The organism is Sphaerisporangium krabiense, from assembly GCF_014200435.1.
GTDB lineage: Bacteria > Actinomycetota > Actinomycetes > Streptosporangiales > Streptosporangiaceae > Sphaerisporangium > Sphaerisporangium krabiense.
In genome coordinates this window covers 3518373-3544611 of record NZ_JACHBR010000001.1, presented here as the reverse complement: position 1 = coordinate 3544611, position 26239 = coordinate 3518373, and the positions used below count along the sequence as shown (strand labels likewise).

27 protein-coding genes are annotated in these 26239 nt (G+C 70.8%); 12 read left to right on the top strand and 15 right to left on the bottom strand.

All coding sequences use genetic code 11. From position 1 onward, the window contains the following. Nucleotides 1-85: 85 nt before the first annotated feature. Complete coding sequence (locus BJ981_RS15830; protein WP_184612121.1) at nucleotides 86-820, top strand: GbsR/MarR family transcriptional regulator; 735 nt, start codon at nucleotides 86-88, stop codon at nucleotides 818-820. 57 nt (nucleotides 821-877) lie between these two features. After that, entirely contained in the window at nucleotides 878-1651 is a 774-nt protein-coding gene (locus tag BJ981_RS15825) for an SDR family NAD(P)-dependent oxidoreductase (RefSeq protein ID WP_184612119.1), read from the top strand. A 79-nt stretch (nucleotides 1652-1730) separates the two neighbouring features. On the opposite strand, the gene BJ981_RS15820 is transcribed toward BJ981_RS15825, so the two are convergent. After that, on the bottom strand, nucleotides 1731-2702 hold the full coding sequence (locus BJ981_RS15820) for a helix-turn-helix transcriptional regulator (protein ID WP_184612117.1): 972 nt from the start codon (nucleotides 2700-2702) through the stop codon (nucleotides 1731-1733). A gap of 95 nt (nucleotides 2703-2797) precedes the next feature. Here BJ981_RS15820 and BJ981_RS15815 point away from each other — a divergent pair, with 95 nt between their 5' ends. Continuing rightward, nucleotides 2798-3424: a TIGR03086 family metal-binding protein gene (locus tag BJ981_RS15815; RefSeq protein ID WP_184612115.1), complete on the top strand. Its 627-nt coding sequence runs from the start codon at nucleotides 2798-2800 to the stop codon at nucleotides 3422-3424. Between the two features lie 137 nt (nucleotides 3425-3561). On the opposite strand, the gene BJ981_RS15810 is transcribed toward BJ981_RS15815, so the two are convergent. Next, nucleotides 3562-3894, bottom strand: coding sequence for a YciI family protein (locus BJ981_RS15810; RefSeq protein ID WP_184612113.1), 333 nt, complete (start codon nucleotides 3892-3894; stop codon nucleotides 3562-3564). A gap of 561 nt (nucleotides 3895-4455) precedes the next feature. Next, nucleotides 4456-5361 (bottom strand): alpha/beta fold hydrolase, encoded by a 906-nt coding sequence (locus BJ981_RS15805; protein ID WP_184612111.1) that lies wholly within the window; start codon nucleotides 5359-5361, stop codon nucleotides 4456-4458. 56 nt (nucleotides 5362-5417) lie between these two features. Between BJ981_RS15805 and BJ981_RS15800 the strand changes: the two genes are divergently transcribed. Next, nucleotides 5418-6062: a TetR/AcrR family transcriptional regulator gene (locus tag BJ981_RS15800; protein WP_184612109.1), complete on the top strand. Its 645-nt coding sequence runs from the start codon at nucleotides 5418-5420 to the stop codon at nucleotides 6060-6062. Nucleotides 6063-6822: 760 nt separating this feature from the next. Here the strand turns inward: BJ981_RS15800 and BJ981_RS15795 are convergent. The 3 genes from BJ981_RS15795 to BJ981_RS15785 form a co-directional block, all read right to left on the bottom strand. Continuing rightward, nucleotides 6823-7038, bottom strand: a complete 216-nt coding sequence (locus tag BJ981_RS15795) for a DUF397 domain-containing protein (RefSeq protein WP_372436953.1) — start codon at nucleotides 7036-7038, stop codon at nucleotides 6823-6825. Nucleotides 7039-7291: 253 nt separating this feature from the next. After that, nucleotides 7292-7495, bottom strand: coding sequence for a DUF397 domain-containing protein (locus tag BJ981_RS15790; protein WP_184612107.1), 204 nt, complete (start codon nucleotides 7493-7495; stop codon nucleotides 7292-7294). Next, nucleotides 7485-8309, bottom strand: coding sequence for a helix-turn-helix domain-containing protein (locus tag BJ981_RS15785; RefSeq protein WP_184612105.1), 825 nt, complete (start codon nucleotides 8307-8309; stop codon nucleotides 7485-7487). Before BJ981_RS15785 ends, BJ981_RS15790 begins: the two co-directional genes overlap by 11 nt. A gap of 117 nt (nucleotides 8310-8426) precedes the next feature. Here BJ981_RS15785 and BJ981_RS15780 point away from each other — a divergent pair, with 117 nt between their 5' ends. Both BJ981_RS15780 and cysS read left to right on the top strand, forming a co-directional pair. Continuing rightward, nucleotides 8427-8990 carry an ATP-binding protein gene (locus BJ981_RS15780; RefSeq protein ID WP_184612103.1) on the top strand — a complete coding sequence of 188 codons (564 nt, stop codon included), beginning with the start codon at nucleotides 8427-8429 and terminating at the stop codon, nucleotides 8988-8990. A 211-nt stretch (nucleotides 8991-9201) separates the two neighbouring features. After that, nucleotides 9202-10620 (top strand): cysteine--tRNA ligase, encoded by a 1419-nt coding sequence (gene cysS / locus BJ981_RS15775; RefSeq protein WP_184612101.1) that lies wholly within the window; start codon nucleotides 9202-9204, stop codon nucleotides 10618-10620. Between the two features lie 7 nt (nucleotides 10621-10627). Here the strand turns inward: cysS and BJ981_RS15770 are convergent, their stop codons facing one another. Then, a complete protein-coding gene (locus BJ981_RS15770) occupies nucleotides 10628-11653 on the bottom strand; it encodes a questin oxidase family protein (RefSeq protein ID WP_184612099.1) in 1026 nt (341 codons plus the stop codon). Nucleotides 11654-11712: 59 nt separating this feature from the next. On the opposite strand from BJ981_RS15770, the gene BJ981_RS15765 reads away from it, so the two are divergent. Then, a complete protein-coding gene (locus tag BJ981_RS15765) occupies nucleotides 11713-11988 on the top strand; it encodes an ArsR/SmtB family transcription factor (RefSeq protein WP_239139482.1) in 276 nt (91 codons plus the stop codon). 21 nt (nucleotides 11989-12009) lie between these two features. On the opposite strand, the gene BJ981_RS15760 is transcribed toward BJ981_RS15765, so the two are convergent. The 4 genes from BJ981_RS15760 to mshB form a co-directional block, all read right to left on the bottom strand. Continuing rightward, nucleotides 12010-12984 (bottom strand): MBL fold metallo-hydrolase, encoded by a 975-nt coding sequence (locus BJ981_RS15760; protein WP_184612097.1) that lies wholly within the window; start codon nucleotides 12982-12984, stop codon nucleotides 12010-12012. A 327-nt stretch (nucleotides 12985-13311) separates the two neighbouring features. After that, the gene (locus tag BJ981_RS15755; RefSeq protein ID WP_239139483.1) at nucleotides 13312-13866 is read right to left on the bottom strand and encodes a flavin reductase family protein; all 555 of its coding nucleotides are present in this window, start codon (nucleotides 13864-13866) and stop codon (nucleotides 13312-13314) included. A gap of 9 nt (nucleotides 13867-13875) precedes the next feature. After that, entirely contained in the window at nucleotides 13876-14343 is a 468-nt protein-coding gene (locus BJ981_RS15750) for a DUF6113 family protein (protein ID WP_184612095.1), read from the bottom strand. An 11-nt stretch (nucleotides 14344-14354) separates the two neighbouring features. Further along, nucleotides 14355-15263, bottom strand: coding sequence for an N-acetyl-1-D-myo-inositol-2-amino-2-deoxy-alpha-D-glucopyranoside deacetylase (mshB, locus tag BJ981_RS15745; protein WP_184612094.1), 909 nt, complete (start codon nucleotides 15261-15263; stop codon nucleotides 14355-14357). 71 nt (nucleotides 15264-15334) lie between these two features. On the opposite strand from mshB, the gene BJ981_RS15740 reads away from it, so the two are divergent. Beyond that, nucleotides 15335-17398 carry a S9 family peptidase gene (locus BJ981_RS15740; protein WP_184612093.1) on the top strand — a complete coding sequence of 688 codons (2064 nt, stop codon included), beginning with the start codon at nucleotides 15335-15337 and terminating at the stop codon, nucleotides 17396-17398. Nucleotides 17399-18546: 1148 nt separating this feature from the next. On the opposite strand, the gene BJ981_RS15735 is transcribed toward BJ981_RS15740, so the two are convergent. Together BJ981_RS15735 and BJ981_RS15730 are read right to left on the bottom strand one after the other, a co-directional pair. Then, nucleotides 18547-20304 (bottom strand): ABC transporter ATP-binding protein, encoded by a 1758-nt coding sequence (locus BJ981_RS15735; protein WP_184612092.1) that lies wholly within the window; start codon nucleotides 20302-20304, stop codon nucleotides 18547-18549. 52 nt (nucleotides 20305-20356) lie between these two features. Further along, entirely contained in the window at nucleotides 20357-22048 is a 1692-nt protein-coding gene (locus tag BJ981_RS15730; RefSeq protein WP_184612091.1) for an ABC transporter ATP-binding protein, read from the bottom strand. A 184-nt stretch (nucleotides 22049-22232) separates the two neighbouring features. On the opposite strand from BJ981_RS15730, the gene BJ981_RS15725 reads away from it, so the two are divergent. Both BJ981_RS15725 and BJ981_RS15720 read left to right on the top strand, forming a co-directional pair. Continuing rightward, on the top strand, nucleotides 22233-22466 hold the full coding sequence (locus BJ981_RS15725; RefSeq protein WP_184612090.1) for a helix-turn-helix domain-containing protein: 234 nt from the start codon (nucleotides 22233-22235) through the stop codon (nucleotides 22464-22466). A gap of 2 nt (nucleotides 22467-22468) precedes the next feature. After that, nucleotides 22469-23032 (top strand): Clp protease N-terminal domain-containing protein, encoded by a 564-nt coding sequence (locus tag BJ981_RS15720; RefSeq protein ID WP_184612089.1) that lies wholly within the window; start codon nucleotides 22469-22471, stop codon nucleotides 23030-23032. Nucleotides 23033-23054: 22 nt separating this feature from the next. Here BJ981_RS15720 and BJ981_RS15715 read toward each other — a convergent pair whose 3' ends face one another. Beyond that, a complete protein-coding gene (locus BJ981_RS15715) occupies nucleotides 23055-23867 on the bottom strand; it encodes an SAM-dependent methyltransferase (RefSeq protein WP_184612087.1) in 813 nt (270 codons plus the stop codon). A 215-nt stretch (nucleotides 23868-24082) separates the two neighbouring features. On the opposite strand from BJ981_RS15715, the gene BJ981_RS15710 reads away from it, so the two are divergent. Together BJ981_RS15710 and BJ981_RS15705 are read left to right on the top strand one after the other, a co-directional pair. Continuing rightward, nucleotides 24083-24895 (top strand): hypothetical protein, encoded by an 813-nt coding sequence (locus tag BJ981_RS15710; RefSeq protein ID WP_184612085.1) that lies wholly within the window; start codon nucleotides 24083-24085, stop codon nucleotides 24893-24895. Next, a complete protein-coding gene (locus tag BJ981_RS15705) occupies nucleotides 24892-25269 on the top strand; it encodes a GntR family transcriptional regulator (RefSeq protein WP_184612083.1) in 378 nt (125 codons plus the stop codon). The genes BJ981_RS15710 and BJ981_RS15705 overlap by 4 nt, the downstream gene beginning before the upstream one ends. Before the next feature lie 142 nt (nucleotides 25270-25411). On the opposite strand, the gene BJ981_RS15700 is transcribed toward BJ981_RS15705, so the two are convergent. Further along, the gene (locus BJ981_RS15700) at nucleotides 25412-26146 is read right to left on the bottom strand and encodes a DUF6461 domain-containing protein (protein WP_184612081.1); all 735 of its coding nucleotides are present in this window, start codon (nucleotides 26144-26146) and stop codon (nucleotides 25412-25414) included. Nucleotides 26147-26239 lie beyond the last annotated feature (93 nt).

Here is a 26239-nt window from a genome sequence, read left to right as displayed (position 1 = left end):
AATGGGCTCCGACTGAATGCATACTGTGCAGCGGGTGCGCGGACGCCGAGCTCCGCCCAGTACGACCGACAGGAGACGAGCACCGATGCCCGGAGGCAGGCTCACCGATGAGGACCGTCAGCACATCGCCGCGGGGCTGGCGGACGGGCTCGGATACGCGGAGATCGGCCGGCGGCTGGGCCGGCCCGCCTCGACCGTCATGCGGGAGGTCACCCGCAACGGCGGACCCGACGACTACCGCGCGGACCAGGCGCACGAGGCCACACGGCATCGTGCGCGCCGGCACAAGCAGGCCCGGCCACCGGCCGCACCGGTCTCCGACAGCGCCCACGGGCGCGACCCGCGAGCGGTGCAGGACTTCACGGAGTCCTTCACCGCCCTCCTCGTGCAGCAGGGCCTGCCCCGGATGGAGGCCAGGGTGCTGGCCTGCCTGTACACCACCGACTCCGGCGCTCTCACCGCCACCGACCTGGTCCAGCGGCTTCGCGTCAGCCCCGCGTCGATCTCACACGCCGTCGCCTTCCTCGAACAGCAGGGAATGCTCAGACGGGAGCGGACTCCCGGCGCGCGGCGCGAGCGCTACGTCATCGACGACGAGATCTGGCTCCGCTCGCTGCACGCGGCTCTGCGGATGAACGACGCCCTGGTGGTCGCCTCGCAGCGCGGCGCCGAGATCCTCGGGGTCGCGACCCCGGCGGGCGCCCGCTTCGAGTCCTCCGCCGAGTTCCTTCTGATCGTGAGCGATGCCCACCGGCACGCCATGGAGCAGTGGCGGCAGCGCCACGCCACCCGGAGCGCGCCCAGTCCTGAAGCACCCTAGACCTGCCCGCATTTTTTGGACTTGCGAGTCCAAAATCGGCGTCGTACGTTCGCTGCCATGACCAAGCGACTGGACGGCAAGACCGCCCTCATCACCGGCTCGACCAGCAACATCGGGCGTTCAGTGGCCCGTCTCTTCGCGGCGGAAGGCGCGCACGTGATCGTCTCCGGACGCGACGCGGCCAAGGGCGAAGCGGTCGTGGCCGGAATCCGCGCCGGCGGCGGCCGGGCCGACTTCGTGCGCGCCGACCTCGACGGCACCCCGCAGGCGAGCAAGGCGCTCGCCGACGCCGCGCTCGCCGCGCTCGGCGGCCGTATCGACATCCTCGTGAACAACGCCGGCATCTTCCCGGCGGCCACCACGTTGACGACCGACGACGAGACCTTCGACCGGGTCTACGCGGTCAACGTCAAGGCGCCGTTCTTCCTCACCCAGGCCGTGGTGCCCGCGATGGCGGCGAGCGGCGGCGGGACGATCGTCAACCTGGGGAGCTGGGTGGCGCGGATGGGCATCCCGGTCGGGGCTCTCTACAGTTCGACCAAGGGAGCGCTGGAGACCCTGACGCGGGCATGGGACTCGGAGTTCGCGTCCATGGGCATCCGGGTGAACGCGGTGTCTCCCGGGGTCATCCGCACGCCCGACCTCGCGCCGGAGGCGGAGTATCCCGGCGAGGCCCTGATGGTCGGCACCCCGGCCGGTCGAGCCGGCCACCCGGACGCGATCGCCTCCGCCGCCCTCTACCTGGCCTCCGACGAGGCGGAGTTCGTCCACGGGACCGTCGTCGACGTGGACGGCGGACGCATAGCGGTCGCCGTCATCGCCGGCTCCTGACCCTCTCGGATCCAAAAAGGGGAATGAGGCTGTAGCGCGGCAGGAGGTGGCGGCGATCGCGGACCCCGACGGCCCGCGGTCAGTTCACCTGGTCGTCGAGGGCTTGGGTGTAGCGGCGGGCGAGGGTGCGGATGTGGGCGACCAGTTCGGGCGGGCCGTCGACGCGGAAGTCCATCATCAGCATGCTGAGGTAGATGGCGATGGTCTCCAGGGCGTCGGCACCGGTGACGAGGACGCTGGTGTGGGAGTCGACGGCCTCGACGACGCCGACGGCGGGGTTGATGCGGGCGATCACGGTCTCGGCGGGGGCGAGCACGGTGACGCGGGCGTGGACCTTCCAGCCGGTCTGGGCGACTTCGCGGAGGACGAAGGCGACGAGGTCGTCGTCGGGCAGGGAGCGGGCAGCGAAGCGGCGGGACGCGGACCGGACGCGGGTCAGGTCGGCGACGGGCAGCGCCCGCCAGGCGTGCGCGCCGAGGTCGTAGGCGACCAGGAACCAGCGGCGGCGCCAGCTGATCAGGCGGTACGGCTCCACCTCGGTCTCGATGTCGGCGCGGGTCACCGACAGGGTCGCGCCGTCGCGGATCGCGCCCGCGACGACGGTGAGGGTGGCGGCGGGCACCGGGGCGTCCGGCTCGCGGGAGCCGACGGTGGCGGGCCCGACCGCGGTGGCCGACCGCAGGGCCGTCACCTTGCGTTGCAGGCGTTTCGGGAGGATCTGCTGGAGCTTGGCGAGCGCTCGGGTGAGGCTGGCGTCGATGTCCGCGATCCCGGTGGAACCGTCCTCCGCCAGGCCGACGGCCAGCGCCACGGCCACCGCCTCGTCGTCGTCGAGCAGCAGCGGGGGCATGTTCGCGCCCTGTCCGATCCGGTACCCGCCCACCGCGCCGCGCGTGGCGTGCACCGGATAGCCGAGTTCGCGGAGCCGCTGGATGTCTTTCCGCAGTGTGCGTTCGGTGACGCCGAGGCGCTCGGCGAGTTCGCGGCCGGTGTGTGACCGATCCTGCAGCAGGGACAGCAGGCGCAGCACTCGGGTCGTCGTCGGAGCCATCGAATTCTCATCCCGGAGACCTATTAGGAATGAAAGTAGCCTAATGGGCCCTTAGGTTGGTGTCACAGGCAAGGAAGAGATCGAAAGGCGAGATCATGAACACCACCGACAGCGCCACCGTCACCGCCCTGCAGCCGGTCTGGCGTGAGGTGCTGGCCGCCTCGTACCGGGCGCTGGAGAACAGCGTCGCCGGTGTGCGGGACGGCCAGGAAGACAACGCCACCCCGTGCTCGGAATGGACGGTCACCCAGGTGATCCAGCACGCCGCAGCCGACCAGCTCGCCTACGCGAAGATGCTCGGCGTCGGAAACGGTCCGGCCTACGATCCCTTCTCGCCTTCAGGAGCCATCGACGGCACCGCGGCGGAGCTGGTGAAGGACGCCCTCGAGCGGACCACCCTGGCGTGGGCGGCGGTGTCCGACGACACCGAGACCGTTCCGACGCCGCTGCCGCACGGCGACCTGCCCACTCCGGTCGCCGCGGTCATGTGCGCGCTCGACGCCGGCGTCCACGCATGGGACATCGCGATCGCCACGGGCCAGCCGTCCCCGCTCGACGACGAACTCGCAGGCCACCTTCTCGCCGCCGCGCGGGGAATCGTCGAACCCCTGCGCCAGTGGGGCGCCTACGCTCCCGTGGTCGAGGCCGAGGCCGCCGACGGCCCCTCCGCCACCCCGGTCGTCGACGAACTGCTCCGCTACCTCGGCCGCGACCCGCGCTGACGATCACTCAGAAGGGCGCTGTCGGCCGAGGTCGTGGAACCCACCCACAACCTTCCCGGCAGGCCACGACCTACCAGGCAGCGCCGCACCTCGCCGCCATCCTCATCTGGACACGAAGATGATTAAGGAAGCAGAGCTCAGGACGGGATAGGCGGGCACTCGAGGACCTCGATCGAGTTCCCTGGCATCAAAGCGATATGAGGGTGGTCGCTGAAGAGCCGCGCCGCGTCTTCGTGTGTCTCGGCCTCCACGATCGCGTATCCGGTCTTCGAGTCGGTGAAGTCCTCGACGCCTTGGGCCGTCACCAACTTCTTGCGAAAGAGCGGCGCCCCGGGATCGATCAGGGCGTGCTCGTTCTTCTGAGCCCACACCGCCCACGCATTCATGAACTCATTCTGCTGCTGCTCGGTGAACTTCGCCTTGTCAGCGTTGTCGGCCGCGCCGTTCAGGACAGCGAGAAACTTACCCATGACCGGAGGGTAGCCCACGAACAAAGAGACACGGCCGAGGAGAAAAGGGCGTTACCGGTTGAGGTTGTAGCTCCCACCCGTGCCCCGCCGTCGTGCTCGCTCGCCGCGATCCCACCCACAACCTTCCCGGCCTGCGGCAGCGGTGCAAACAGTCCTTCCGGCCTGCGGCTGGGACGGCAGGGGAACTGTCCTCGCGGCCTGCGGCGGCAGGAGGATCTCTCTGAGCCTGCGGTGATGGCGGTGGTCAGTCCTCCCGGCCTGCGGCGACAGGGGAACAGTCCTCCGGCCTGCGGCAGCGGTGCGAACAGTCTTCGCGGCCCGCGGTGCTGGGAGCCGTTGTTCGCGGTTTTTGAGGGGAGAGGGATTTGTCGGCTGAGGTGGTGGATCCCCCACCCGTACCGCGCCGTCGTGGTCGCTCACCGCGATCCCACCCACAACCTTCCCGACCTACGGCAGCAGTGCAAACAGTCCTCCCGGCCTGCGGCAGTGGCGGCGGGGAGCAGTTCTCCTGGCCTGCGGCGGCGTGGGCCACAGGCAGGTGACGAGGGGCTGAGCGGGAGGTCAGGGGGTCGGTGTTGCGGCGCCGACCGAGTTGATGAAGCGCAGGACCCGCTCGTTGACCTCGGTGGCGTACTGGCCCGCGATCGAGTGGGTGGCGTCCGGCCACAGCTCGGCCTGCACATCGGGGATGAGCGCGCGAGCGCGCCGGCACGCCTTCTCCGCGTCGTGGACGACACTACGGCCACCTAAGAGGACCAGGGCCGGAACGGCGATGGAGCGGAGCTGATCGTCGGAGAAGTACGCGGGCGGCGCGAGGGCCGCGCGGTAGTGCCGCAGGTTCGCGCCGATCACGCGTCCCACCGGGTCGTCCTCCGGCACTTCGCCATTGCCGTCCACCCAGCGCAGGAAGCGGGGCATGGCCCAGGACGCGGTGAACGGCAGGGCGATCGGGATGGTGCGCAGGACCAGGCCGAGGGGAATCCGGCCCAAGGTGTTGGCCGGTTCGAGGAGGCTGATCGACGCCACGTGCCGGGGAGCGCGTACGGCCTGGTTGCAGGCGAGCCAGCCTCCGATGGACACGCCCACGAGATGGGCCGCCCCCACGTCCAGCCGTTCCAGCAAGTCGCCGAACCACGCGGCCTGGTCGTCGGCGTTCCTGATGGGCACGGTCTGCACGCTGCGTCCGCCCTCGCCGAGCAGGTCCAGCGCGAAGACGCGGTGCCGTTCGGCGAGGGCGGCGAGGTTCGGCAGCCACATGACGCTGGTCGCGGCCCTGCCGTGCAGCAGAACGATCGGCGGGCCAGGGGCGTCGCCGAAGCGGTAGACGCGCACCTGACCGAAGCGAGTGGAGACATCCTGCACCTCGGCGGGAGGAGGCAGCGCGTCCAACCCCTGGTCATAGATCTTCTCGAACTCCGCCTGCCCGGCCGCTGTCCTGAACCGGCCTACTCGTCCCTTCGTCGGCACCGAGCCCCCTTTCGCAATATATTCGTATGGTAAACCTTGCGCAGGGAGAGTAACAGGTGCCGAAACGAGTCGACCATGATCAGCGCCGCAGGCAGATCACCGAGGCGCTGTGGCGGATCGCCGCCGAGCGGGGCATCGAAGCGGTGAGCATCCGGGAGGTGGCCACGGAGGCGGGGATGTCCATCGGGCTCGTCCAGCACTTCTTCGCGAGCAAGGACGAGATGCTCATGTTCGCCACCAGCCACCTACGAGAGAAACTCGAAGGCCGCATCCGGCGCGGCCTCACGGCGTTGCCCGAGCCCGCCACGCCACTGGAGACCCTGCGCGCCCTCCTGGTGGCCCTCCTCCCGCTGGACCATGACAGCCGAGAGGAAACGCTGGTAGGCATCGCGTTCTTCATCCGGGCGCTCAACGACCCGGTCCTGGCCACCCGCTACCGTCAGGGACGCGACCAACTCACCGCAGCGGTGGCCGACCAGCTTCGTGCGATCAGGCGGGACGCAAAAACGGACCTCGAACCGACCACGGAGACACGTCCCGAACCGACCACGGAGACGGACCTCGAATTGACCGCCGAGACCTTGCTCGCCCTGGTCGAGGGACTGGCCTCGGACCTGCTCCTCGGACGCCATTCGCCCCAGCAGGCACTCCGTATCCTGGACCACCACTTGCAGACGTCAACCCGGGGCCTCACCCGCTGACCTCCTCCTCCGGACTCCCACCCGAAGCTGCTCTCCGTCGCAGGCCGGGAGGACTGTTCTCCGTCGCCGCCGCAGGCCGCGAGGACTGATCACCGCCATCACCGCAGGCTGAGAGATGCTTCTGCCGCCGCCGCAGGCCGCGAAAAAAGTTCCCTGTCACCGCCACCGTAGGCCGGGTTCCCCCGCCGGCCGGGAGGACTGTTTGCACCGCGGCCACAGCGCGAGGACTGTTGCCCTGTCGCCGCCGCAGGCCGGACGAACTGCTCCCCGCCGCCACTGCCGCAGGCCGCGAGGACTGTTGCACTGCTGCCGCAGGCCGGGAAGGTTATGGGTGGGATCGCGGCGAGCGACCACGACGGCGCGGTACGGGTGGGATCCACCACCTCAGCCGACAAATCCCCCTCCCCACAAAAACCGCGAACAACGGCTCCCAGCACCGCGGGCCGCGAAGACTGTTCGCACCGCTGCCGCAGGCCGGAGGACTGTTCCCCTGTCGCCGCAGGCCGGGAGGACTGACCACCGCCATCACCGCAGGCTCAGAGAGATCCTCCTGCCGCCGCAGGCCGCGAGGACAGTTCCCCTGCCGTCCCAGCCGCAGGCCGGAAGGACTGTTGCACCGCTGCCGCAGGCCGGGAAGGTTATGGGTGGGATCGCGGCGAGCGACCACGACGGCGCGGTACGGGTGGGATCCACACACCTCAGCCGGCCCCCCCGAGTGTTCCCCCTCCGCTCTAGGGGCGGAAGGGGAAGGTCGATCGGGTCAGACGTTCAGGGTGCCGTCTGTGATGCCGGTCAGGAACATGGTCCATGCGCTGGAGGAGACGACCAGTGCAGGGCCGGCAGGGTTCTTGCTGTCGCGTACGGCGCGGGTACCGGGGAGATTGGAGGCCACTTCGACGCAGTTGCCTCCCTCGTCCCCGCTGAAGCTACTCCTCCGCCATTGCGCGTTACGAAGATCAAAAGCCACTTGGTTCACCACTTCCTCTATGAGTCATAGAGACTGCAGGAACGGACGCGCGAGCCGGATCAGCCCTTCGCATCGTACGGTCGGCCTCGGCATGCGGGCTCACCTTTCCTCCCGCCGCAGGCCGACACTTCTCGGGTGGGAACGCGGCGAACAACCACGATGGTGCGGTACGGGTGGGGTCTACACACCTCAACCGGACAAGGCTTTATCTGCCCGAGTGTTCCCCTCCCGCTCCTTAGAGCGGGAGAGGTCTATCGGTAGGTCAGACGTCCAAGGTGCCGTCTGTGATGCCGGTCAGGAACATGGTCCATGCACTGGAGGAGAAGACCAGTGCAGGCCCGGTGGGGTTCTTGCTGTCACGGACGGCACGGATACCGGAGAGGTTAGAAGCCACCTCGACACAGTTGTCCTCGGGACCGCTGAAGGTGCTTTTCCGCCACTGCGCGCGCCGAAGATCAAGAGCCACTTTGGTTCACCACTTCCTCTATGAGGCGTAGAGACTGTCTGAACGGTAGGGCTTCGGCTCTGATCCTGTCATACACGCGAGCCAACCGGTTGAGCGTCGGTTGGTCGTCCACGGTGCGCCCGTAGGGTTGTGCTTCCGCGAACCCGGCATAGGCTGTGCCGTTCCGTTCGGCGATGATGAAGCCGCCTGTGAGTCCGGCGTGGACATCGGTTTCGTAAGGCACGATCTGGATGGTCACCTGTGGGTGCTCGGCGATCTCCATCAGAAATCGGAGTTGCCCGGTCATGACCACGGCACCGCCGATAGGGCGACGGATCACGGCCTCGTCCATGAGAATACCGACGGCGGGCGGACAGGGACGGTTGAGTATCGCCCGTCTCTGCATCCGAGCGACGACCCGGCCTTCGATCTCATCCCCCGTGATTCCAAGAGAGGCGCCGAACACTCGGCGGGCATACTCCTCTGTCTGGAGCAGGCCGGGAACGAGCGTCGGCTCCCAGCACCACAGGCCCGTGGCCTCCTGTTCTTCCTCCAGCCATGGGCGGAAGTGTTCTGGGGAGTGCTTCCAGCGGGTGGCCGTGTAGAGGCGGACCATGGTGCCGTCTAGGCCGAGGGCCTGGTCGCAGAGTTCGGCGAAGCGCTGGGACGGGGGGCGCTTGGCCAGTTCGACCAGGTTGACCATGGAGTCGGAGAACCCTATGCGCTCGCCGAGCTGTTTCTGCGTGAGCTCCGCCGATTGCCGGAAGCGGCGCAGCTCGTAGGCGAACAGGGCGCGAGGGGATTCGTGAGGGTCTATCTCTTTACCGATGGACAAATCACACCTACCCATCCAAATGAGGGTGCCGAGTAACCTGACCGCTCTCCTGACAAGAACTGTGGTTCGAGAGTGCCTCAATTCCGCTACCGATCGTAGCCGCGTACCGCCACTCTGGTGACGCGAAGTCGGAAAGACATCCGGTTTTTCTCCGGGGAGCGCAAAGGCAAGCGCATGATGACAGGAAATCTATTAGGCGTCACCGAACTGATCGGAACTCCCGAATCGGCATCCCGCGCGCGAGCGTACGTCAGGGAGAAACTCGGCGCCGATCATCCGGCGCTCGACGACGTGACCCTGCTGGTCTCCGAGGTGGTCACCAACGCGGTCGTCCATTCGGACTCCAGGAACGGCGGCAGGATCACCCTGGCACTCGCCGATTTCCACGGCTTCATCCGCGTGGACGTGGTGGACGCGGGCGGCGGGGCGATCCGGCGCGCCCACGACGACCCGTTCGCCGAGCGCGGCCGCGGACTACTGCTGCTGGAAACGCTCGCGCACCGCTGGAACGTCCACAAAACCAGCACCGAGCGAACCGTCTGGTTCGACGTGACTTATGAATCTGAAAGCACGCCGGCCGACGCTCCGTCAGGGGAAAGCGAGACGGACTCCCCTCTTACGAGGGGCGCCGCCGATATCCCTCCCCTTCCACGCCCACGCGACCCCGCCGATCCCTTATAAGCCGGCGCTCGCCAAGAGGCGCCGAGAGAACACGCCACCCCACAGCCGGGCGGCGGCGCGGAGAATTGTCCCGTATCCCCGACGGGAGTTCTTCCCCCCATTCCGCGCCGCCGCCCCATCCTCCGGCGGATAAGCGCATTCACCGGAACCCCTTGGTCTCGACCCCCCAGGATCTAGGCCCGTCCACGGTGCATGTCCTAGGCTCGGTCGTATGTTGCGGCTGTATGACACCCGGTCCAGGCAGGTCGAGGGCGTCGTCGCGCCCGGTGCGCGGGTTCTGCGCGTGTACACCTGCGGGCCGACCGTCTACAGGTACGCGCATGTGGGCAACCTCCGGTCGTACCTGCTGCCCGATCTGATCCGGCGGGTGCTGGAGCGGCACCGCGTCGGCACGCTCCTGTGCCAGAACATCACCGATGTCGGGCACCTGGTGGACGACGGCGAGGTGGACGCCTCCGGCGAGGACAAGGTGCTGCAACAGGCCCGCAGGGAGGGCCGGTCGGCGCTGGAGATCGCGCGGTTCTACGAGGACGCCTTCCGCCGTGACACCGCGAAGCTCAACATGCGCCCGCCGGAGCACATGCCCCGGGCGACCGAGTCGATCGACCTGATGATCGAGATGATCGAGGGCCTCATCGCGAGAGGCCACGCGTACGTGCTGGACGACGGGTCGGTGTACTTCGACGCGCGCAGCTTCCCGACGTACGGCGAGATCTCCGGGAACCGGCTGGACGCGCTTCAGCCCGCGTACCGGCTGGAGGCCGTGGACGCCCGCAAGCGCTTCCACGCCGACTGGGCCCTGTGGAAGGGCTCGAAGCGGGAGGGCTTCAACCGGGAGGGCTCCGACGAGGAGATGACCTGGGAGACCCCGTGGGGCCGGGGCTTCCCCGGCTGGCACATCGAGTGCTCGGCCATGTCGCTGCGCTTCCTCGGCGAGCACATCGACGTCCACACCGGCGGCAAGGACCTGCGCTTCCCCCACCACGAGGACGAGCGCGCCCAGTCCAACGCCTCGGTCGGGCACGACGTCGTCAAGCACTGGGTGCACGGCGAGCACGTGCTGTTCGACGGCCGCAAGATGGCCAAGTCGACGGGCAACGTCGTGCTGCTGTCCGATGTCGAGGCCGCGGGGCTGGACCCGCTGGCCGTGCGGCTGGCGCTGCTCGAACACCGCTACCGCCAGCAGATGAACCTCACCTGGGACTCCCTGAGGGCCGCCGACCGCACGGTCCGCCGGTGGCGGCAGCGCGTCGCGGAGTGGGCGGAGGCCCCGAGTCGGCCGATCGCGCGCGAGTACGCCGACCGTGCCCAGGCCGCGTTCGACGACGACCTCGACACGCCGGCCGCGCTGCGGGTGGTGCGCGAGCTGGAGCGCGACGAGTCGGTGGCGCCGGGGTCGCGCTTCGAGACGTTCCTCCACCTGGACCACGTGCTGGGCCTGGACCTGTCGGCGGACATCGGCAAGCCGCCGGTCGTCGCCGTGCTGCCGCCGGGCGCGGCCGAGCTGCTGGACGCCCGCGCCCGGGCCCGTGCGGCCAAGGACTGGGGCGCCTCGGACCGGCTGCGCGACGAGCTGGCGGCCCTCGGGGTGAAGGTCGTGGACACCCCTGAGGGCCAGACCTGGTCCTGAGGCCGGGTCAGCGCGTCCCGAGCAGGTCCATGTACCGCTCGGCGGCGTGCAGGAAGACCGGGTCGCCGGTGACGGCGTGCTGGCGCAGCGCCGCCTCGGTCAGCTTGATCGCGTGTTCCTCGCCGGTCTCCGCCGCGCGTCCGGCGAGGTCGGCGGGGGCCGATGGGTCGCGCTCGGGGAGCGGCTCGGCGGTCCCGTTGTAGGCGTACCCGCTGAACAGGGCGGCGGACGCCTGCCACACGGCGTCGTAGGTGGCGCGCCAGGTTTCGGGCGGCAGTTCGGGCAGCACCGAGGAGACGGCGACGGGCGCGGTGACGGCGTGGACGAACGCGATGGGCGCGTGCCTGCCACGGGTGAGGAACACCTGCGTGAACGCCCGCGACAGCCGTACGAGGTCGGCGGGGACGTCGGCGGGCGGGCGCAGCGAGGACACGGCGGTCGCGAACTCCGGCAGGCCGGCGAGGTTGCCCAGGTGGACGGAGATGAGGCTCGTCGGCGCGAGCCGTAGCACCGGCAGCGCGGCGACGGCCTCCTCCAGCGTGCGCGCGCCGGCGGTGAGGGGCCGTCCGGGCAGCTCCAGGTAGGCGGCGGCCCAGTAGGCGAGGGCGTGCGCCAGTTCGGCGCGCCGGGGCGGGGTGTCGGCCTCGGCGAGGGCGCGGACGGCGTGCGAGGTGCGGATCACGCCGTGGGTGGCCCCGGCGGCGAGGCCGGGGACCAGGCGTGGCCACCACTCGGCCAGCACCGCGCGCCATGGCCCCTCGGCCAGCAGGCGTTCGAAGTGGCCGGTCCAGTCGCCCAGCCTGCGCATGTCGCCGAGCGCGGCGCGCGGGTCGGTGACGGGGCCGCCGGCGGGCGGGGGTCCGGCGAGGTTCGGCAGGTAGCCGGTGACCCAGCCGGGCACGGCGTCGGGGGCGCCGAGGCGTACCAGGGCCTCGGCGACCATCGGGCCGTGGTTGGACAGGCCGCCGCCGAACTCCGGACCTGTGGGCGCGAGCCGGGCGAGGGCCTCGTCGAGGTGGTCCATGTGGTCCATATCGCCTCCAAACTATATTGAGATAAGTCTATATAGCCTGCGGTCGATATGATGAAGGCGTGGAGATCGAAATTCTCAAGGCGCTGGCCCATCCGGTGCGGCTCGGCATCGTGCGCAGGCTGGCCGCCGAGCCCGACATCTGCGCCTGCGACTTCACCGACGAGTTCGAGGTGAGCCAGCCCACGATCTCGGCGCACCTCAAGGTGCTGCGCGAGGCGGGGCTGGTCACCACGCGGCGCGAGGGCACGACGATCTGCTACTCCCTCGTGCCCGAGACCCTGGCCGGCCTCGCCGCGACGCTGGACGGCCTGGCCCGGGGCCTGGTCAGGCGATGAGCGACCGCCTGACCGGCGGGGTCAGGCGGTGAGCACCCGGGTCTCGCCCACGGCGAGGTCCCACAGGTCGGCGCGGTCGCGGCCCGAGGCGGTCCACGCGGCCCGCGCCTCCTGGACCGGGGCCATCACCGGCTCCCCCGACAGCACGAACGTCCCCCAGTGCATGGTGGCCATGCGCCGCGCCCCGACGTCCTCGCACGCCTGGACGGCCTCGGCGGGGTCGACGTGCGAGACGTGCATGAACCAGCGCGGCTCGTAGGCGCCCACGGGCATCAGGGCCAGGTCGATGCCGGGGTAGCGCGCGCCGATGAGCTTGAAGCGGTCCCCGTAGGCGGTGTCGCCGGCGAAGTAGATCCGGTGGTCGCCGGAGGTCAGCACCCAGCCGCCCCAGAGGGTCTTACAGGTGTCGAACAGCGACCGGCGGCTCCAGTGGTGGGCGGGCACGAAGTCGAAGCTCACGTCGCCGATGCGGGCGCTCTCCCACCAGTCCAGCTCGGTAACGTTGGTGAACCCCTTCTTCGTGAACCACCCGCCGAGGTTGGCGGGCACGAACATGGGCGTGTGCCGGGGCAGGCGGCGCAGGGTCGGGGCGTCCAGGTGGTCGTAGTGGTTGTGGCTGATCACGACGGCGTCCACGGGTGGCAGGTCGCTCCACGCCACGCCCGGCGGGGTCAGCCGGTTGCGCACACCGGGGATCTTGCGCGACCAGACGGGGTCGGTCAGCACGGTCAGGCCGCCGATGCGCAGCACGTAGGTCGCGTGGCCCACCCAGGTCACCCCGGCGTCCCGCGGGCCCACAGGCGGCAGTCCGGCGCGCAGGACGGGGATCTGGTCGGCGTCCCCGGCGTCCGCGTGGAAGCCGCCGTACCAGGCGACGCTGATGACCTCGCGGAAGTCCGGCAACGGGCAGGTCAGGCGGTCCTTGAAGCTGGAGGGCCAGGTCCGCTCGCGCGGCGGGGTGGCCGGGGTGGTCTCAGGGCGGATGGTTTGCGACATTCGACCCTCCTGTTCATGAGCGAGTGGGAGGTGCGTCAAGTCCCATGAGGTGGCAATGGAAGCTTTGACCACTCTGATGTGATGATCCCCCGTGAGCGCGAAACATGCCTCGGCCCTGGGAGGTATCCTCGCGTCCTCCCGGATGCGTAGCCGGGTCCTACCTCCCGGCGGCGCTCTCCTCCGTCCTGGGCCGCCGCACGCTTCCGCCCGTAAGCGTCTATCGCGCGCGTCCCCGCTCTCCAGATGGAGCCCCGCATACTGGGGCCCCTATTCACAGCCGAATGTGTCGCATGCCTCGATTGTCCCCCGAGACGAGGAAACGGGTGGTCAGGGGGCCATGCGGCGGTAACGGCCCTGCTCGTAGACGAGCGGCGGGACGGCCCTGAACATGCGGGCCGACACCACGCCTCCGACCACGATCGAGTGGTCGCCTCCGTCGTGTACGGCCGTGGTGCGGCACTCCAGCGTGGCCACGGCGGCGTCGAACAGCGCGAGGCCCAGCGTGCCCCGGCGGTGCGACCAGCGGTCGAACTGGCCCTCCAGCGTGCGCCCGCGCCGGGCGAACGCGCGGGACGCCTCCTCGCCGTCCTCGCCCAGGATCGAGACGCCGAAGACGCCCGCGTCCAGCACCGCGTCGTGGAAGCGCGCGATCTTCTCGACGCAGATCAGCACGAGCAGCGGATCCAGCGAGAGCGAGGCGAAGGAGCTCACCGTCATCGCGTGGTCCACGCCGCCGGACAGGGTGGTGACGATGGTCACGCCGGTCGGGAAGCGGCCCACGACCTTGCGGAACGTGACTTCGTCCAGGGGGGACGGCGTGCGGGCGGCGTCGCCCGCGTTTCCCTCGGCGTCCTCGGGGTGTTCGGCGGCTGACTGGTGCACGCGGCCAGCCTATGCGGACATTTCACCCGATATATTCATGCGCCTGGTCTTGCCGTACGGTCTCTCGCGCAGCAGCCACGAGCCCGACGACGGAATGAGCAGCACGGCGGCCACCACCGCGATGGCCCCGCAGGCCAGGTAGGAGTAACCCGGGACGTTGCCCGCGATCAGCAGGTCGCCCTCCCGGCGCGGCAGCGAGAAGACCATCACCACGAACATCCAGCCGAGGCCGGGCACGAACGCGCCCACCCGGGAGCCCATGAGCCGCCCGAAGCCGTACAGCAGCACGAACAGCACCACCGACAGGAGGATCGGGACCGGCGCGAACACGCCGGCGACGGGCCAGGCGTGCTCCAGGCCCGACACGACGCCGAACGCGACGCCGAACAGGAAGAGCAGGCCGTACGCGACGCCGTCCACGACCGCGGACGGCACGCGCGGCCGCCGGGGCGCCTTCGTGACCTGCTCTTCCTCCATGGTTCGCAAGGCTAGCCGATGCCCGCGAACAGGTCGTCCTCACGGTCGTAGGGCTCGCCGATGCCCCCGGCCTCGGCGGGGACGCCCCGTCCGGCGCCGGGTCCGCGCTCGCCCGCGGCCAGGATGTAGTACTCGACGCCCATGGCGTCCTCACCCCTGCGCTCGGCGATCTTGAACCACGGGTCGTCGAGGTTCACCTGCGAGCGGTGGGCGCGCAGGGCGTCCAGCTTGGCCGGGGCGTGCGGCCTGGCGTCGATCTCGGTCGTGACGGCCTGGTCGGGGGCGCCGAACGGCAGGTCCTCGACGTTCTCGGGGAACCCTTCGACGCCCGCCTCCCGCATGACGTCGGCGAGGTGCCGCAGCGAGGACTTCGGCATGGTGGTGAAGTAGAACTTGGCGATCTTCCAGGGCTCGCCCTCGCCGAAGGAGGGGTCGGCGGCGAGCTCGAAGGCCCGCCAGGACACGCGGTACGCCTGGATGTGGTCGGGATGGCCGTAGAAGCCGTTCTCGTCGTAGGTGACCAGCACCTGCGGGCGGACCTCGCGGATGATCTTGACGAGCTCACCCGCCGCCTCGTCCAGGTCGGCGCGCCAGAGGCAGCGCGGGTTCTCGTTGGAGGGGGTGTCCATCATGCCGGAGTCGCGCCAGCGGCCGGGGCCGCCGAGGAAGCGGTGGTCCACCACGCCGAGCGCCTTGCAGGCGGCCTCCAGCTCGCCTATGCGGTGCTCTCCGAGGCGGTCCTCGCGGTCGGCCGCGAGGTGTGCCAGATCGGGCACCACGATCTCGCCTTCTTCCCCCAAAGTGCAGGTCACGAGCGTGACCTGAGCGCCTTCGGCGGCATATTTCGCCATAGTGGCCCCCGTGCCACTGCTCTCATCGTCGGGGTGAGCATGTACGAACAGCAAACGCCGGTCAGTCATGGGTTCGAGGTTATCCACAGCCCCAAGAACGGGTCATCTCGGTTTCCGTCCGGCCTGGCAGGATGAGGGCCATGAGTGAGAGCTTCCCGCGCCTTTTCGCAAGGACCCGCCGGTTCACCCTCGGTGTTCCCCGCGGCTTCACGATCGCCCCTGACGGCGGCCGCGTCGCATTCCTGCGCAGCCGCTCAGGCACCGATCCGGTCACGTGCCTGTGGGAGCTCGACATTCCCTCCGGCGCCGAGCGCCTGGTCGTCGACCCGGCCGGGCTCGGCGCCGCCGACGAAGACCTGCCCGCCGAGGAGCGCGCCCGCCGCGAGCGCGCCCGCGAGCAGGCCGGCGGCGTGGTCGCCTACGCCGCCGACTCCGCGCTCGCCTCCGCCGTCTTCGCGCTCTCCGGCGGCCTCTACCTGGTGGAGCTGGCCACCGGCGCGGTGCGCGCCCTCGACGCCCCCGGCCCGGTGATCGACCCCCGCCTGTCCCCCGACGGCGCCCACGTCGCCTACGTCAGCGGCGGCGCCCTGCGTGTGCAGCAGATCGCCGGCGGCGCCGACCGCGCGCTCGCCTCCCCCGAGGCCCCCGGCGTGACGTACGGCCTGGCCGAGTTCATCGCCGCCGAAGAGCTCGACCGCCACCGCGGCTTCTGGTGGTCGCCCGACGGCACGGCGCTGCTCGTCGAGCGTGCCGACGAGTCCCCCGTCCAGCGGTGGCACATCGCCGACCCGGCCAACCCCGCGCGCCCGCCCGCCTCGGTGGGCTATCCCGCCGCCGGGACGGCCAACGCCGTGGTCTCCCTGGTGATCCTCGGGCTCGACGGCTCGCGCGTCGAGGTGCCGTTCGACGACGAGTACCTGGTCACGGCGAGCTGGGGCCCGCAAGGCCCGGTGATCGTCACGATGCCCCGCGACCAGAAGGCCCAGCGCGTCTACGCCGTCGACCCGGCCACCGGCGAGACCCATCTACTGCGCGAGACCACCGACCCCGCCTGGGTCGAGGTCGTCGGCGGCGTCCCCGCCCGCCTGTCCGACGGCACCCTGGTATCGGTGGCCGATTCCGAGGACGGGCGGCGGCTCGTCATCGGCGACGCGCCCGTCACCCCGCCTCGGCTGCAGGTCCGTGACGTCGTCGGCGTGGAGGGCGACACGGTGCTGTTCCGGGCCGGCGCCGAGCCCACCGAGATCCACCTGTGGTCGTGGTCGGCCGGGGTGCTCTCCCCGCTCACCGAGGAGGCGGGCGTCCATTCCGGGCAGCTCGCCGGCGGCACCCTCCTCATCGCGAGCCAGACCCTCGCCTCGCCGGCCACCACCGTCCAGGTCCGCGCGGGCGCTCGGCGGCTGTCCATCGCCTCCGTGGCCGAACGCCCCAAGCTGGAGCCCCGGGTGTCGCTGCTCAGCGCCGGCGAGCGCGCGCTCCGTACCGCCGTCCTGTTCCCCAGCGACCACGTCCCCGGCTCGCGCCGCCTCCCCGTCCTCATGGACCCCTACGGCGGCCCGCACGCCCAGCGGGTCCTGGCCGCCGGCCGCCTGTTCCTGGAGCCCCAGTGGTTCGCCGACCAGGGCTTCGCCGTGATCATCTCCGACGGCCGCGGCACCCCCGGCCGCGGCCCCGCCTTCGAACGCGAGGTCCTGCACGACCTCGCGACCCCCGCCCTGGACGACCAGGTCGACGCCCTGAAGGCCGTCGCCCAGATCTATCCCGACGACATCGACACCTCCCGGGTGGCCATCAAGGGTTGGTCCTTCGGCGGCTTCCTGGCCGCCCTGGCCGTCCTGCGCCGCCCCGACGTCTTCCACGCCGCCATCGCCGGAGCCCCCGTCACCGACTGGCGCCTCTACGACACCGGCTACACCGAGCGCTACCTGGGCCACCCCCGCGACCTCCCCGAGGTGTACGACCGCTCATCCCTGATGGCCGACGCCGAGAAACTCGAACGCCCCCTACTCCTCATCCACGGCCTCGCCGACGACAACGTGGTAGCCGCCCACACCCTCCGCTTGTCCTCCGCCCTGGTCGCCGCCGGCCGCCCGCACACCGTGCTCCCCCTCTCCGGCGTCACCCACATGACTCCGCAGGAGGTCGTCGCCGAAAACCTCCTCCTTCTGCAAATCGACTTCCTCCGCAAGTCCCTGGCTCCCTGACCCTCTTGATCCCTTAACGACGTCGCGGTCCGGGACGGCGAACACCCCGGACCGCCACCGCCCCACCCTGCCGCGCCTGGCCGGGCGGGGCAGGGTTCCTTCTGCCGGAGGGCGGGACTGTGGTTCCGCCGCAGGCCCGGGGCTGTCGTTCTAGTCGCCGTAGGCCGGGGCCGTGGTTCTTATCGCCGTAAGGCGGGGGCCGTGGTTCTCATCGCCGTAAGGCGGGGGCCGTGGTTCTCATCGCCGTAGGGCAGGGCCTGTGGTTCTCATCGCCACAGGCCGGGGCGGTGGTTCTTATCGCTGCAGGGCGGGGCCTGTGGTTCTCATCGCCGTAGGGCAGGGCCTGTGGTTCTTGTCGCCACAGGCCGGGCGGTGGTTCTTATCGCTGCAGGGCGGGGCCTGTGGTTCTCATCGCCGTAGGGCGGGGGTTGCCGTTCTTGTCGCCGTAGGCCAGCTAGTTCTGGGGTGGGATCGCGGTGAGCCACCACGACGGCGCGGTACGGGTGGGAACACACACCCCAGCCGGCAATCTTCTCTTCCGCGCAGAATGAAGCTGGAAGAGTCGGCCTTACCTCCGCCACAGGCCGCGAGCACAGTTGCCCTTGCCGCAGGCAGAAGTGTCGTTCCTCCCGCCGTAGGCCGGGAGTGTCGTTCCTGCCGCAGGCCGGGGGTGTCGTTCCTGCCGCCGAAGGCCGGCACCTCTGGGGTGGGATCGCGGTGAGCGACCACGACGAGGCCGCACGGGTGGGCTCACACACCCCCAACCGACAAACCCCTCCTTCCTCCCGCGCAGATCAAGCGGAAAGAGTCGGCCTCGGCGCAGGCCAAGAGCACAGTTCCTGCCGCAGGCCGAGCAGCACTGCTCCCGCGAGCCCGCGGGCCGGGGAAGCGCTGTTCCTACCGCCGTAGGCCGCGAATGCCGCTCCTGCCGCCGAAGGCCGGGAGTGTCGTTCCCGCCGCCGTAGGCCCGTACTTCTGGGGTGGGATCGCGGTGAGCCACCACGACGAGGCCGCACGGGTGGGCTCACATAACCCCGACCAGCAAACCTCGCCTCCCTTCCGCGCGGAAAGAAGCGGGAAGGGGCGGCCTTGGCGGCGTGGCACGGGTGGGAGGGAGCGGCCCGAGCCGGCAGGAATCTTTCCTCGGGTCAGGGGTTGTGGGGGGTGCCGTGCCAGGTTTGCCAGAGGGCGGCGTAGGGGCCGGCGGCGGCGACGAGTTCGTCGTGGGAGCCGAGTTCGCTGATGCGGCCGTCCTCGATGACGGCGACGCGGTCGGCGTCGTGGGCGGTGTAGAGACGGTGTGCGATGGCGATCACCGTGCGCCCGTGCAGGACGGCCGCGAGCGAGCGCTCCAGGTGGCGTGCGGCACGCGGGTCGAGCAGCGAGGTGGCCTCGTCGAGCACGAGGGTGTGCGGGTCGGCCAGCACCAGCCGGGCCAGCGCGATCTGCTGGGCCTGCGCGGGTGACAGGGCGACGCCGCCGGAGCCGACGACGGTCTCCAGGCCGTCGGGCAGCGCCTCGGCCCACTCCCAGGCGTCGACGGCCGCGAGCGACTCCTTGACCTCGCTGTCCCCGGCGTCCGGCCGGCCGATCAGCACGTTCTCGCGCAGCGTGCCCCGGAACACGTGGTGCTCCTGGGTGACGAGCGCGACGTGGCCGCGCAGTTCGTCCAGGGGCAGTTCGACGAGCGGGACGTCCCCGACGGTCACGGCGCCGGTCCGCGGGCCGTGGATGCCGGCCAGCAGCCGCCCGAGCGTCGACTTGCCCGCGCCCGAGGGCCCGACCATCGCCAGCCGCTCCCCCGGCGCGACCCGCAGTGACACGCCGTGCAGCACGTCGTGGCCGTCCCGGTAGGCGTAGCGGACCTCGTCGGCGACCATCTCTTCACCCTTCGGGCGCCCGGTGCCCGCGCTGCGGTCGTCGGGCACGTTGGCCACGCCGAGCAGCCGGGCCATGGACGCCGCGCCGACCTGCAACTCGTCCACCCAGGACAGCAGACGGTCGAGCGGGTCGACGAGCTGCTGCGCGTAGAGGGTGGCCGCGGTGACGGCGGCCAGGGAGGCGTGGCCGTTGATGTAGAACAGGCCGCCGATCAGCACGGTCATCGCGACGGGGATGACGTAGCCCATCTCCACGGCCGGGAACCACGCCGTACGCAGGCCCAGCGTGTACCGCTCGGCGGCCCAGGAGCGGGCGATGTCGCCGTCGGTGCGCGTGTGCCGGCGGTGCTGCAGGCCGAACGCCTCGACGGTGCGCGCCCCTTCGACGGTCTCGCCGAGCCCTTCGGTCATCTCGGCGTACGCGGCGTTCTCGCGGAGGTAGCCGTCCCGGGCGCGCTTGAGGTACCACCGGGTGGCGACCCACAGCAGGGGGACGGCGATGAGGGAGGGCAGCACCAGCAACGGGCCGGCCAGAGCCAGCGCGCCCAGCACGAACGCGCCCGCCACCAGGGCGATCAACGTCTCGGGCACGGCGTGGCGGACGGTGCGGGTGAGCGCGTCGACGTCGCGCGAGGTGCGGGTGACGAGGTCGCCGGACCCGGCGCGCTCGACGGTGGACAGGGGCAGGGCGAGCACGCGGTCGACGAAGTCCTCCCGCAGCTCGGCCAGGACCTTCTCGCCGAGGATCGCGGAGGCGTACACGGCGTACCTGATCAGCACGGCCTGCGCGACGACGAACCCGGCGATCGTGAGGGCGACGGTGTCGACCCCGGCGCCCGTGCCGAGCCGCACGCTCTCGACCAGTTCGCCGAGCAGGCGGGGCGCGACCAGGCCGGAGACGGCGGCCAGCGCGTGCAGGCCGAGGGCCAGGGCGAGGCGGCCGGGGTACTTCAGGGTGAGCCGCCGCGCGTAGGCGCGCACCTGTCTGCGGTCGGCGACGGGCAGGATGGTCCGGCCGGCGCTCACGGCCGTTCGCCGTTCATCCGTTTCCTACGGGTTCTTACGGTCAGCACGATGATCACTCCGAGCGGGTCACGGTCGCGGCGTAGTCGCGGCGGGTGGCGAGCAGGTGGCGGTGGGAGCCCTCGGCGCGCGCCACGCCGTCCTCCATGAAGATCACGTGGTCGGCGTGGTCCAGGACCAGGGGGCTGGTGGTGCAGACGAGCGTCGTGCGCCCGGCCCTGGCCTGGCCGAGGCGGTCGGCGATCCGCGCCTCGGTGTGGGCGTCCACGGCGCTGGTGGGCTCGACGAGGATCAGCACCTCGGGGTCGGCGACCAGGGCGCGGGCGAGCCGCAGCCGCTGCTGCTGGCCTCCGGAGAACTCGCGGCCGGCCTCGGCGACGTGGGCGTCGAGGCCGTCGGGCAGGGCCGCGACGATGTCCTCGGCGCCGGCGGTGTGCAGCGCGCGCCGCAGGTCGTCGTCGGAGGCCGTGCCGGTGACGTCGAGCTGGTCGCGCAGCGGCCCGCTGAAGAGCCTGGCGCCGTTGTCGGCGACGAGGATCCGGCGCCGCACCTCCTCCAGCGGAAGGTCGGCCAGCGGGACACCGCCGAAGGTGACGTCGGCGGCGGCGTACAGGCCGAGCCGGTCGGCGACGGCGATGGCGTCCTCGGGCACCGCGCTCACCAGCGCCGTGAACCGGCCGTGCGGCACGGTGACGCCGGAGGACGGGTCGACGAGGTCGCCGCCGGGCGTGCCGGTGGCCGTGGCGTTGCCGGTGATCTCCGGGTTCAGGGAGAGGATGCGCACGACCCTGCGGGCGGCGACGTGGCCCTTGGTGAGCTTGTCGGCCATTTCGGTGAGCGTGCGCAGCGGGCCGACCAGGAACAGCGCGTACCCGTAGAACGCGACGAGCTGGCCGACGGTGATCGTGCCGTCCAGGGCGAGGTGGGCGCCGCGCCAGGTGACGAAGGCGATGAGCAGGCCGGGCAGCAGGACCTGCGCGGCGTCCAGGGTGGCGTTGACGGAGGCCACGCGCACGCCCGCCGTCCGCACCCGCTGGGACTGCGCGCGGTAGCGGTCGGCGAAGACCTGCTCGCCGCCGATGCCCCGCAGCACACGCAGGCCCGCGACGATGTCGGAGGCGCGGGTGGCCAGCTCGCCCTGGAGGTCGCGCTGGGTGTGCTGCCAGCGGTGCAGCGGGCGGAGCAGGGGCACGACGGCCAGCGCCATGAGCGGCACGCCGATGAGCACGGTCAGGCCCAGCTCGGGGCTGGTGACGAGCAGGATCACCGTGACGGTGGCGATGGCGATCAGGCTGCCCGTGCCGCGCAGGAGGATGTCGAGGGCGCTGCCGATGTGCGAGATGTCGGAGTTGCCCACGCTGATCACTTCGCCGGTGGAGAGCAGCTTCGGGAGCGTCGCGCCGAGGCGGGTGGCCTGGCGGGCGGTGACCTGCACGGTGCGGTAGGCGGCGGCCAGGTAGCTGTAGACGGCTCTGCGGTGGCGCATGACGCCGCCGAAGGCCGCGGTCATGCCCAGCACGAGCATGACCGCCGACCAGCGGACCAGCCCTTCGGTGTCCCGCTGCGTCAGGCTGTCGATGGCGCGGCCGAGCGCCGCGGGCACCAGCGCCTGGGCGAGCCACCACAGTACGGCGAAGCCGATGCCGGCGAGCAGCGGCCCCGCCTGGCCGCGCGCCGTCCACCACAGATATCGGAAGGGGCTGCGGGCGTCGGGAACACCGGGATCGGCGTGGGGAAGCGTGCGCATAACCTCCACAGGCTCGCAGCGACCGGCGGCGCCGGGCAATCGATTTTCCGCCCGCCGGCGCGGGTGAGCAGCGAAAACATTCGGGTTCTCGCGCCCCGGCAGAAGACTTTCCTCCAGAGATCGACCGATCACGCTCGTCAACCAATGTTGACACCCATCTGCCTGTCAACCTATATTGACACCCATGAGCGATACGGCACAGCTGGCCTCCGACGCCGGCAGCCGCGACCCCGCCGTCGGCCTGCGCGCCGTACGGGCGCTGCGCGTCCTGGTGGAACGCCTCGAGGCGCTCCAGGTCGACAGCGCCCGCGAACAGGGCTGGTCGTGGCAGGAGATCGCGGTCCTGCTCGGCGTGAGCAGGCAGGCGGTTCACAAGAAGTACGCGGGCGGCCGCGGTCTACTCAGACGGGAGAAATGACGATGTTCGAGAGGTTCCAGGCGAACGCCCGCCAGGTGGTCGTCCAGGCCCAGGAAGAGGCCCGGTCGTTGGACCACGACTACATCGGCACCGAGCACCTGCTCCTGGCCCTGCTACGCCAGCCCGACTCGGTCGGCGGCAGGATCCTGACGCGGCACGGGCTCGACCACGACCGGGCGCGCGACATGATCGCGCGGCTTCTGGACGCCTCCGCGCCGGACCGGCTGGACGCCCAGGCCCTGGAGGCCATCGGCATCGACCTCGACGTGGTCCGCGAGAAGGTCGAGGCCGTGTTCGGCCGCGGCGCCCTCGACCGCGAGCGACGCCCCCGCCGCGGCAAGCCCTGGTTCCTCGGCGGCGATCACATCCCCTTCAGCGGCCGCGCCAAGAAGGTGCTGGAACTCTCCCTGCGCGAGGCCGTCGCCCTCAAGCACAACCACATCAGCGACGGCCACATCCTCCTCGGCCTGCTCCGCGAGGGCGAGGGCCTGGCCGCCCGCGTCCTCGCCGACTCCGGCCTCGCGTTCGACTCCCTGCGCACCGAGATCCGCTCAGAACTCGCGTGAGCCCGCCGAGCGTGCGGCCCTGTCAGAGTTTGAGGCCGATGCCGCCGGCGATGAGGCGGTCGGTCGTGGTCAGGGGACGGCCGGACGGGGTGTCGGGGTGGAAGTCGGGGAGGTAGACGACGCCGGGGGCCAGCAACGTGGTGCCGTCGAAGTAGCCGGTGATCTCTTCCATGGTGCGGAACCTTCCGGTGCCGAGCACGCTCAGGCATGCCTGCTCCAGCGCCGCGGCGTCGGGGGCCGAAGAGCAGAAGTGGGTGATGAGAAGGGGGCTGCCGACAGGGGCGGCGCTCAGGTAGGCGTCCACGATCGCCTTGGGGTTCTCGTCGTCGTGCAGGTGGTGCAGGATGCCCGCCAGCACGATGGCGACGGGCTGCGTGAAGTCGATCACCTCGCGCAGGCCGGGGTCGTCGAGCACGCGTTCCGGATCCCTGAGGTCGGCCACGACGACCGCCGTGCCGCCGTCGCCGGACAACAGCGACCGGCTGTGGGCCCGCACCATCGGGTCGATGTCCACGTACACCACCCGCGCCTCGGAGACCGAACGGCCCGCGACCTGGTGCGTGTTCTCGGCCGTCGGCAGCCCCGAGCCGAGGTCGAGGAACTGCCGGACGCCGAGCGTCCCGGCCAGATAGCCGATCCCCCTCCCGAGGGCCCGCCTGTTCTGCACCGCGACGTCGCTGATCTGTGGGCATACCTCGCGCAGCGCCGCCACGACGGCCCGGTCGGAGGCGAAGTTGTCGGCGCCGCCGAGCAGCGCGTCGTACACGCGGGCGATCGTGGGACGGCCGGCGTCCACGCCCGGCGGCACAGGATTCTCGTAGTCGTTGGCGCTCACGCGCTCTCCCTTCGACACTGCGCGTGCTCCTGCCCGCCACCATAACCGCTACATGACGTGTCCGATGCACTACTGAGAGAGAAGGACCTGCGGCACCACGCCATCGCGGTCGCGCGGCATGCGGTGACGGTGGCGGGCGGGTTGACTTTGTCGCAAAGTATGACTCACCATGTTGCTACAAAGCTTGCGACAAAGTCTGCGACAAGGGAGGCGCCATGACTCGTGAACCCTTACCGGACGCCGGTCCGCCGACGCGTGCGGCCGACCTGCGACTGGCGGGCGAGTGGCTGGCCCGGCACGACCTGGCCGGAGCTCGCCCCACCCCGCTGCTGGCCGGCCGGCTGGCGGTCCGGAGACAGGCCCGCCTCGCCGCCCACGTCATCCTGGCGGTGCTGATCATCGCGAGCGCGCTCGCCAGTGTCGCCTTCCTCGGACCCCAGCCGCGGCGCCCGCTGCAACTGCCGGCCCTGACCGTCGTCGTGGCCGGACTGCTGCTGGCGCAGTTGCTGCTCGACCGGTGGGTGCGACGCGTCGACCAGCGGGCGGGCGCGACGCTGTCCCGCAGGGCCGCCCATCTGATCCAGCCCGGCTGGCGGGCCGTGCTCGGCCTGCCGTACGCCGTCTTCACGGTCGCCACCTTCGCCGGTGCGATGGCGCTGACCGGGAGCGCCCTGGCCGTTCCCGACCCCGCCGTGCGACGGCCGGCCGTCGTCCTGCTGATCGGCCTGCTCGGCGCGACCGCCATCTTCGCCCTGCAGCTACGCCATCTGCTCAGGCACCCGGTCGTGGCGGAGGACGAGGAGTCGCTGACCGCCGATGTCATCATGCGCGTCGAGGACGCCCGCGTCCTCGCCACGCCGAACGTGCAGTGGTCACTGCCGATGGTGCTGCTCTTCGGCACCGCGCCCGGCTGGTGGAGCGCCGCCTCGGTCGCCTACCTGATCCTGGGCCTGGTCGCCTTCATCGCGCTCCAAACCAGAACGCCGTCGAGCGCGACGGTGGCCCGGCAGGCGATGAGCAACCGTTGATCGTCATCGACGCGGCCTCGCCGGTGCCGCCATTCGAGCAGCTACGGGCCCAGCTCGCCCGGCAGATCCAGGACCGCACGCTGGCCGTGGGCGCCCGGCTGCCGACCATCCGCCACCTCGCGGCCGACCTCAACCTGGCCGTCAACACGGTCGGCCGCGCCTACCGGGAACTGGAGGAGGCGGGGTTGATCGAGACACGCGGACGGGCGGGCTCGTTCGTCTCGGCCGCCGGCGAGGAGGCCCGGGAGCGGGTCCGCAGGGCCGCCGCCGACTACGCGGCCGTGGTGGCCGGCGTCGGCCTCGACGCGGCCGAGGCGATCCGCATCGTGCAAGCGGCCCTGACATCCCGCGGCACAGCACCGACCTCATCATGACCGCGAACCCCTCCAACGCCTTCGCCGACCCCTGGCTCTGGTTTTCGCTGGAGCACCGGGCCGCGTTGGAGGTCATCGCCGCCCACGGCCCGCTTCCGGGGCGGCCTGCTGCAGGCAACCGTGCGCCGGTGTTCCTGCCTGTTCAGCGCTCGAAGAGGAATCGAGTGTGGATTTCCCGCATCCACGCCTCATCCAACTCTCGACCCGTCACCCGCCCGACGAGGGTCAGGGCCGACGTGATGCAGGCGGCCAGCGGCGGGCTGTAGCCATTGACCGCGAGCTCCAGCAGATCAGACCACTCCGGCGGCATGTCGTCGTAGGCGTCATCCGGTAGGTCGCCCTCCAACCGCGCCTCCTCCCAGGCGGAGTACTCCCTCCAGCCTGGGGGCAGGTCCGGGTCGTTCTCCCATGACGAGTCCTGGAGATCGAACCGCAACCCCTCCGCGTACGGGTCGAGCGCCTGCGGTTCACGGCCTCGACGCCCGCCCGGCCGGGTCACGCCGAACACGGTGACACACGCGCCATCGACCGCATAGACGAGATCACCGACGCCGTTCACGTGCCAGCCGAAGCGGAGGGCGCGACGATTCCCCTCCGACAACGGCTCCACGTCGAGGGCCTCGACCCCCAGGTGTACGACCTGCGTCCAGTCGCCATTGAGGCGCCCGGCCCAGACCACCCCCGTTCCCTCCCCCACGCCCTTGAGCAGGTCCGCCCAGCCGCACTCCCCGGCCACCGCACCCCCAAGCCGCTCGGCGACTTCCGCGACCTCCAGGCCCTCCACCCACATCCCGTCGAACGACGAGCCCATGCCGTACTTGTACGCCAAGTGCCACAGACGCTCCGAGTGCCTCATCCCGATCTCCTTGGTGGACATTGGCATGGACCGTACATGTCGTTCATCAAGGACGTGGCGGCGTGACCGCCGGACGACAGGCGCCAGCGCGCCCAGACCGTCTTACCGGAGCCG

What these genes read in the sequence shown, in the direction of transcription:
- BJ981_RS15830 (WP_184612121.1), top strand. Translation starts at nt 86, where the DNA reads ATGCCCGGAGGCAGGCTCACCGATGAGGACCGTCAGCACATCGCCGCG.
- BJ981_RS15825 (WP_184612119.1), top strand. Translation starts at nt 878, where the DNA reads ATGACCAAGCGACTGGACGGCAAGACCGCCCTCATCACCGGCTCGACC.
- BJ981_RS15820 (WP_184612117.1), bottom strand. Translation starts at nt 2,702, where the DNA reads ATGGCTCCGACGACGACCCGAGTGCTGCGCCTGCTGTCCCTGCTGCAG.
- BJ981_RS15815 (WP_184612115.1), top strand. Translation starts at nt 2,798, where the DNA reads ATGAACACCACCGACAGCGCCACCGTCACCGCCCTGCAGCCGGTCTGG.
- BJ981_RS15810 (WP_184612113.1), bottom strand. Translation starts at nt 3,894, where the DNA reads ATGGGTAAGTTTCTCGCTGTCCTGAACGGCGCGGCCGACAACGCTGAC.
- cysS (WP_184612101.1), top strand. Translation starts at nt 9,202, where the DNA reads ATGTTGCGGCTGTATGACACCCGGTCCAGGCAGGTCGAGGGCGTCGTC.
- BJ981_RS15770 (WP_184612099.1), bottom strand. Translation starts at nt 11,653, where the DNA reads ATGGACCACATGGACCACCTCGACGAGGCCCTCGCCCGGCTCGCGCCC.
- BJ981_RS15760 (WP_184612097.1), bottom strand. Translation starts at nt 12,984, where the DNA reads ATGTCGCAAACCATCCGCCCTGAGACCACCCCGGCCACCCCGCCGCGC.
- BJ981_RS15750 (WP_184612095.1), bottom strand. Translation starts at nt 14,343, where the DNA reads ATGGAGGAAGAGCAGGTCACGAAGGCGCCCCGGCGGCCGCGCGTGCCG.
- mshB (WP_184612094.1), bottom strand. Translation starts at nt 15,263, where the DNA reads ATGACTGACCGGCGTTTGCTGTTCGTACATGCTCACCCCGACGATGAG.
- BJ981_RS15740 (WP_184612093.1), top strand. Translation starts at nt 15,335, where the DNA reads ATGAGTGAGAGCTTCCCGCGCCTTTTCGCAAGGACCCGCCGGTTCACC.
- BJ981_RS15730 (WP_184612091.1), bottom strand. Translation starts at nt 22,048, where the DNA reads ATGCGCACGCTTCCCCACGCCGATCCCGGTGTTCCCGACGCCCGCAGC.
- BJ981_RS15725 (WP_184612090.1), top strand. Translation starts at nt 22,233, where the DNA reads ATGAGCGATACGGCACAGCTGGCCTCCGACGCCGGCAGCCGCGACCCC.
- BJ981_RS15720 (WP_184612089.1), top strand. Translation starts at nt 22,469, where the DNA reads ATGTTCGAGAGGTTCCAGGCGAACGCCCGCCAGGTGGTCGTCCAGGCC.
- BJ981_RS15710 (WP_184612085.1), top strand. Translation starts at nt 24,083, where the DNA reads ATGACTCGTGAACCCTTACCGGACGCCGGTCCGCCGACGCGTGCGGCC.
- BJ981_RS15700 (WP_184612081.1), bottom strand. Translation starts at nt 26,146, where the DNA reads ATGTCCACCAAGGAGATCGGGATGAGGCACTCGGAGCGTCTGTGGCAC.